Below are 5,520 nucleotides of genomic sequence, written 5' to 3' on the forward strand. Positions count from 1 at the left end.
GAGGTACCAACTCCTCCAGAGCTATGAGATAAGTAGTAACACCTCTCTGGAAATCAAACAACCTATACTGGAACGAAAGCTAAATATCCAATGTAACGTGGCAGCCGGTATTGATCAACTGACTGTCAGTTACCGCAGCAGCAGATGCTTATGCCAACGGAGAACGATAGTGAAGGAGCTTGCGCCGAAGCTCTTTTTTTGTTCATTCAAGTAACGGGCATTTTTCAATGATTGTAATATTCAAAAAAGGAAATTCTTTTATCAAAACAGAATAAGAACTATACGAAAATCATCGAACATAATCATCGATTTAGACAAGGAGTGGAGAAATAATTGAACTTTCAAATACCTAATATCTCACTTGGAGAATTCAATTATGAGGGAACTATTTCATTGGATGCCTGGGACGGCTTTTTGACTAAAAGGAATGGGGTATATGGATTGGACTTTGGCGGGGATATGGTTGTTCAAAACCCGACAATAGAAGAGGAACACGTTGCAACATATCGTTATCTTATCGAGAACCAAACAGCCATTAGAGAATCTATTTTGGAAGTATTAATGAATAATTATGAAAATCTGCAGGGTGAGTACGGCTACGCAGGTGATGATGCTAAGGAGTATATGCCAGATGTAACTAAGAAAAATGATTTTGGATCAATTATTGGATTGTTAAATGTCCATATCATGAATGTCTACAAAGACGGATTAGCTTATTTTGGGCTAGAATTTGACTGTACTTGGGATGAGGAACACGGTTTTGGCGTAATGATGTATAAGGATCGAGTAGTTGAACTGGGTGGGGCAGATAAGTCATGTTTGACATGGGTTGCTGAAAACGATAAGAAATGAAAAATGTGATTGAGCTAATGTGAAACGAGAGTTAAGTAATTGTAACAAAGTTGAAATCTTATATTCATGTGGCATTAATGAATAAAGCCTATAATAAAAGTCGACCCCCTTTTAAAATATAAACTTAGACCCTCAGTCCGTTGCTGAGGGTCTCTTTTTGCTATTAAACTAAAGGGCAGATTACCGCAATTTGAATAGTTTTGATAAGATAATAAATAAAGCGATTAACGAGGGTACGAGGATGACGGATAACAAAAAAAAGATTGTAGTTTGTAATGATGTGGGTTTATATGTAGACGCTCTGACACGCGGCAAGCATTATGAAGTAATAGCGGAGGACGAAGAAAAGGAACAAATCAGGGTCGTTGGTGATAATAACCGAGCAAGCTGGTTTAAAAAGTATTATTTCGTCTCTGTTGGGAGTAGCGTACCTGTAATGGATGATTGGAAATTTTACGATACGATAAAGGATTCAAGTGAAAATTCTTCGGAGCACATCGAGATTACAGTTACCTTTAGTGAAGGTGAAAAAAGATGGTGTTCCCTTTGTACGAAGGCTGGATTACTAGATTACATTGATCGGAATATGGACGGGAATGGTTTCTTGATAGAGAATCAAATAATTGTGAAGAACTTTTCACAAGAAGTGGTCAATGATGCGTTAAAGCGTTTAGACCAACAAAATCACTTATTAAGATCGACCCAGCTGTTAAGTTAACGGGTAACGACAGCACAATTACAAATAGGCTGCCAGCATTCGCGGCAGCCCTATTAAAGTAACGGGCAGCATTCCTATTATGAGGAAATACGAGGTTTGAGAAATAAAAAGACTCCTTGGTATGATGTTTATGGGTCCCTGATGCTGGCCAGCGTCGGATCCAAAAACAAAACCAAAGGAGACTACAACATGCATTCTACTCAAAATGAACGAATTAATCAAATCACTTTTTCTACCTTAATTATCGGAGTCGACATCGCTAAATTTAGACATGTGGCGAGAGCTCAAGACTTCCGCGGGGTCGAGTTCGGGAAGCCACTTACGTTTGAAAACAATCGAGAAGGCTTTGAATTATTTGCGAGCTGGTTCAGGAAGATTACGACGGAGCAAGGGTTCAATGACCTCATAGTTGGTATGGAACCAACGGGCCACTACTGGCTAAACCTAGCCCATTTTCTTAAAGAAGAGCAAGTAAGATACGGCGTAGTGAACCCACTACACGTAAAGAAAAGTAAAGAATTAGATGACAATTCCCCAACAAAGAATGACATTAAGGACGCAAGAGTTATTGCTCAGTTGGTCAAAGACGGGAGATACGCTGTACCGAGCCTTCCTCAAGGTGTTTATGCCGAACTGAGGGAAGCCATGAAAATTCGCGAGCACCTGACAACTGACCTTTGTGTTGTGCAATTACGTGTCCATAATTGGCTAGATCGGTATTTTCCAGAGTTTCTGACGGTATTTAAGGACTGGGAGTGCAAGTCTGCCATCCAAATGCTAAGCCTTCATCTACTGCCACATGAGCTTGTTTCTGTGCCAGACGAGACGTTGCTGCAGCATTTAAGAGAAGCTGCAAAGCGTTGGCTTGGTCTAGGTCGAATACAGAATCTGAAGACAGCAGCCGGCTGTTCTGTTGGCATCAGGCAAGGTTCTGAGTTGGCTAAAATGGAGCTAAAGTTGTTGCTGACACAGTACGAATGGCTTAAGAACAAGCTTGAGGAATTGGAAGCAAAGCTAGATGATTTACTAGCGCAGATCCCTCATGTAAAGCAAGTATTGGCCATGAAAGGAATTGGTCGGGATACGATCGCTGGCTTTTTAGCAGAGGTAGGAGACATTAACCAGTACCGACATCCAAAACAGATCACAAAGCTTGCTGGACTGAATTTGAAAACAAATTCATCCGGCACACATACAGGACAAACTAGGATCACAAAAAGAGGTAGGAAACGCCTTCGTGCTCTGCTCTTTAGAGTGATGATGCCGTTAGTCGCTAAAAATTCAGCCTTTCGAACCCTACACGAGTATTACACCAAACGATCTGTGAATCCATTAAAAAAGATGCAGTCTCTCATCGCGTTATGTAACAAGCTCATACGTATTCTTTTCGGTATCTTGCAGAAGGGCCATGAGTTTAGTGAAGAAAAAATGATCCAGGATATCCCTCGATTTGCGGAGATACCACAAGCAGCTTAATGATCGCTTTTTTATGTCGATGACCAAAGCAGAGCAAGATAACAAGAAGCACGGATGAGTCGGAAAGGCACGATCCTTACGGACGAAGATCCTGTCGGGCAGCATATCTGACCTCCACCTCATGGATAGGTTGAATGAAGGAATGTGGGAGCGTAGACTCTGCGAGATGTGGGAGGGTTGACCGCCATGAGCACATGTGGAGATCCAAAGGTGCAACCATACATTACCATACCATCCGTTTTTTACATCAGGTGGTTTAGGTAGAGAGTTTTTTGCCCCTCGGGATATCCATAAATTTCTTCCTCTACAACTTCATACCATTGAAATGTTATCTGCTAATAAGTATTTGTTGGACAAAAACTGAGAAAACGAGAGTATTTAAGAGTAAAGCGTTTCTCCATAGAGGGGGGATAGTTTAATCACTTCGACGAATATAACAAAATTAAAAATGGATATGAATTGATAGTAGGGTGATTTTATGACTAACGACAGAAAAATTCAGTTAGAGAAGTTACAGAAACGAAATAAAGTAAAGCAAGCAAGGATGCAGCTTGTTGATGATTTATGAATAATCGAATGGCTTATTGAAATAATATGAGAAGTTGCATGAAATCAATAACGAAGGGATTGATCGAGTATGGTGGATGTCACGATAAAAGTAATGGATAATGGTCCGTTACGTATCACTGGTAACTTAGATTTGTTGGATGCGGAAGGAAATCACTTTGAGACAACAGAATCTTTTATTCTTTGCAGATGCGGACTCTCGAATAAAAAGCCATTTTGCGATCTAACGCATAAAGGTCAGTTTGAAAGCGCACCTCGAGCTTAGATGACGATGTAAATGAATATGAGGGCATCCGCCAAGACAATGTTTTGGTTTCAAGGTAAAACTGTCAATAAAGTTGATAGTGCGATAACTTCGGCTCAGAATGCGCACGCGGGCAAGAAGCTATGATTTTATCCCTCTCTGCGTCGATGTACCATTGGGGGGCAATCGTTGCAGCACCGGGCTATACGGACGGTTCGATATTCGCTGCGGCTGGCAATCCTTACGGAACTAGTGTATCGGTTGATCAAGATGGAAAAATGAAAGAAGATGTTCGTGGAGCTGTTCTGCATCAAGCAAAGCGTACGGTAACAGTAGCACGGTGGGTCAAAAACGGTAATCAAGGCTAAATAGTTTAAAACGACAATCCTCGATCCCTTAGTGGCGGGGATTTTCTTTAATTATGATGTAAGGGGATTGATTTCCAACGCTCGACTATGAGTGAAATTTGAAGCGATACGACATTATATTAATCCCAACATATGGTGCAATAACGAAGGTGATATTAGCATTTAAATCCCGACGATGATAAAAAAACGATGAAAGAATGATTTTAATGTTAGGGGTTACGAAGAATGGAGCATACAATACCTTTGTCTTAGAAAATCAAACTTGCCCTTCGTGATTCGCTGGTTTGTGGCCTTTTAAAGTCGAAGCAGGAACTAGATTTGTGGGAGATCCGTTGTATGACTGACTTACAAGATGGGGTTATTCTCAGACTAAACTTAGGCAGAGAAAGCAGTGTGATAAAGTAAAAGTTTACTGGACGGAAAACGATAGCGGAACAGCGGATGCCGATGCATCCGTTTTTTGTTCGCTGAGCTAACGGGCAGGATAATGGAGCAACCTTATCGAAAATACACAATAATAAAAACCGATACAGAGGATGGTAAACAGTGAAATTATTGTGGGAAAGAATGGAGAAATGGCTTAAAAATCATGCACCAGAAGTATTAGAAGATTTAAATCCTGGGGCAAGTGAGTCCGAAATAATAGAATTAGAAACTGCTTTAGGTGTCAATTTACCAGAGGAATTCAAAGAATCGCTGCGTATTCATAACGGACAATCGGGTGATTCCCAGTGGCTAATCGCAGGATGGGAACTTCTTTCCACTCAAAGGATTTTGGATGAATGGACCGTTTGGAAAGAATTATATGATAAAGAGTCATTTATTGATTGGAATACAGAACCCCAAGATGGGATTGCGAAAGTATGGTGGCAACCTGCGTGGATTCCTTTAACATATAACGGTTGCGGGGATCATCACTGTCTTGATTTAGCACCAACCAATGAAGGTAAGAAAGGTCAAATCATCAGTATGTGGCACGATTTGGAGGAACGAGAGGTATTAGCCAAGAATTATCAGGAATGGTTCGAGCATCTTGTTCAAACATTTGAAGCAAATGATGCAGAATATGTTTTTGAAAGCGGCGATTTTGAGTTTAATGCTATTCAAGACTAAACTAACGGGTAACTATAGCTCAATTAGTATCAGGAGAAGGCTGCCGATACAAACGGAACGGCAGCCTTCTCAGCTCCCTCATAGAATAAGGATTTTCTCACGAATGCTCGCTCATTCGCAGGATTTCAATATGCATGGTAAATAGGAGTTCAGCTGTTTAGGTCTTGTGTGGCAGGTAGTTC

6 protein-coding genes and 1 pseudogene are annotated in these 5,520 nt (G+C 40.8%); all 7 read left to right on the plus strand.

Annotation, left to right across the window (positions count from 1 at the left end):
* Positions 1 to 214, plus strand: a 214-nt coding sequence (locus AC58QO_RS33580) for a hypothetical protein (protein ID WP_497273232.1), incomplete at its 5' end; no start/stop codon positions are given.
* 119 nt (positions 215 to 333) lie between these two features.
* Entirely contained in the window at positions 334 to 852 is a 519-nt protein-coding gene (locus AC58QO_RS33585) for a DUF6985 domain-containing protein (protein ID WP_497273234.1), read from the plus strand.
* Between the two features lie 241 nt (positions 853 to 1,093).
* Positions 1,094 to 1,570, plus strand: coding sequence for a hypothetical protein (locus AC58QO_RS33590; RefSeq protein WP_497273236.1), 477 nt, complete (start codon positions 1,094 to 1,096; stop codon positions 1,568 to 1,570).
* Positions 1,571 to 1,759: 189 nt separating this feature from the next.
* Positions 1,760 to 3,046 carry an IS110 family RNA-guided transposase gene (locus tag AC58QO_RS33595; RefSeq protein WP_497273238.1) on the plus strand — a complete coding sequence of 429 codons (1,287 nt, stop codon included), beginning with the start codon at positions 1,760 to 1,762 and terminating at the stop codon, positions 3,044 to 3,046.
* Between the two features lie 661 nt (positions 3,047 to 3,707).
* On the plus strand, positions 3,708 to 3,878 hold the full coding sequence (locus AC58QO_RS33600) for a CDGSH iron-sulfur domain-containing protein (RefSeq protein WP_408638374.1): 171 nt from the start codon (positions 3,708 to 3,710) through the stop codon (positions 3,876 to 3,878).
* 45 nt (positions 3,879 to 3,923) lie between these two features.
* A pseudogene (locus AC58QO_RS33605) lies at positions 3,924 to 4,225 on the plus strand (NADPH-dependent FMN reductase family protein); the annotation flags it as partial.
* 546 nt (positions 4,226 to 4,771) lie between these two features.
* The gene (locus AC58QO_RS33610; RefSeq protein ID WP_497273240.1) at positions 4,772 to 5,338 is read left to right on the plus strand and encodes an SMI1/KNR4 family protein; all 567 of its coding nucleotides are present in this window, start codon (positions 4,772 to 4,774) and stop codon (positions 5,336 to 5,338) included.
* The last annotated feature ends 182 nt before the right edge of the window (positions 5,339 to 5,520 follow it).

It is taken from the genome of Paenibacillus sp. J31R30 (assembly GCF_059692115.1).

Bases quoted from the DNA above. Each gene is read 5' to 3' on its own strand.
- AC58QO_RS33590 (WP_497273236.1), top strand. From the start codon at position 1,094: ATGACGGATAACAAAAAAAAGATTGTAGTTTGTAATGATGTGGGTTTA.
- AC58QO_RS33595 (WP_497273238.1), top strand. From the start codon at position 1,760: ATGCATTCTACTCAAAATGAACGAATTAATCAAATCACTTTTTCTACC.
- AC58QO_RS33600 (WP_408638374.1), top strand. From the start codon at position 3,708: ATGGATAATGGTCCGTTACGTATCACTGGTAACTTAGATTTGTTGGAT.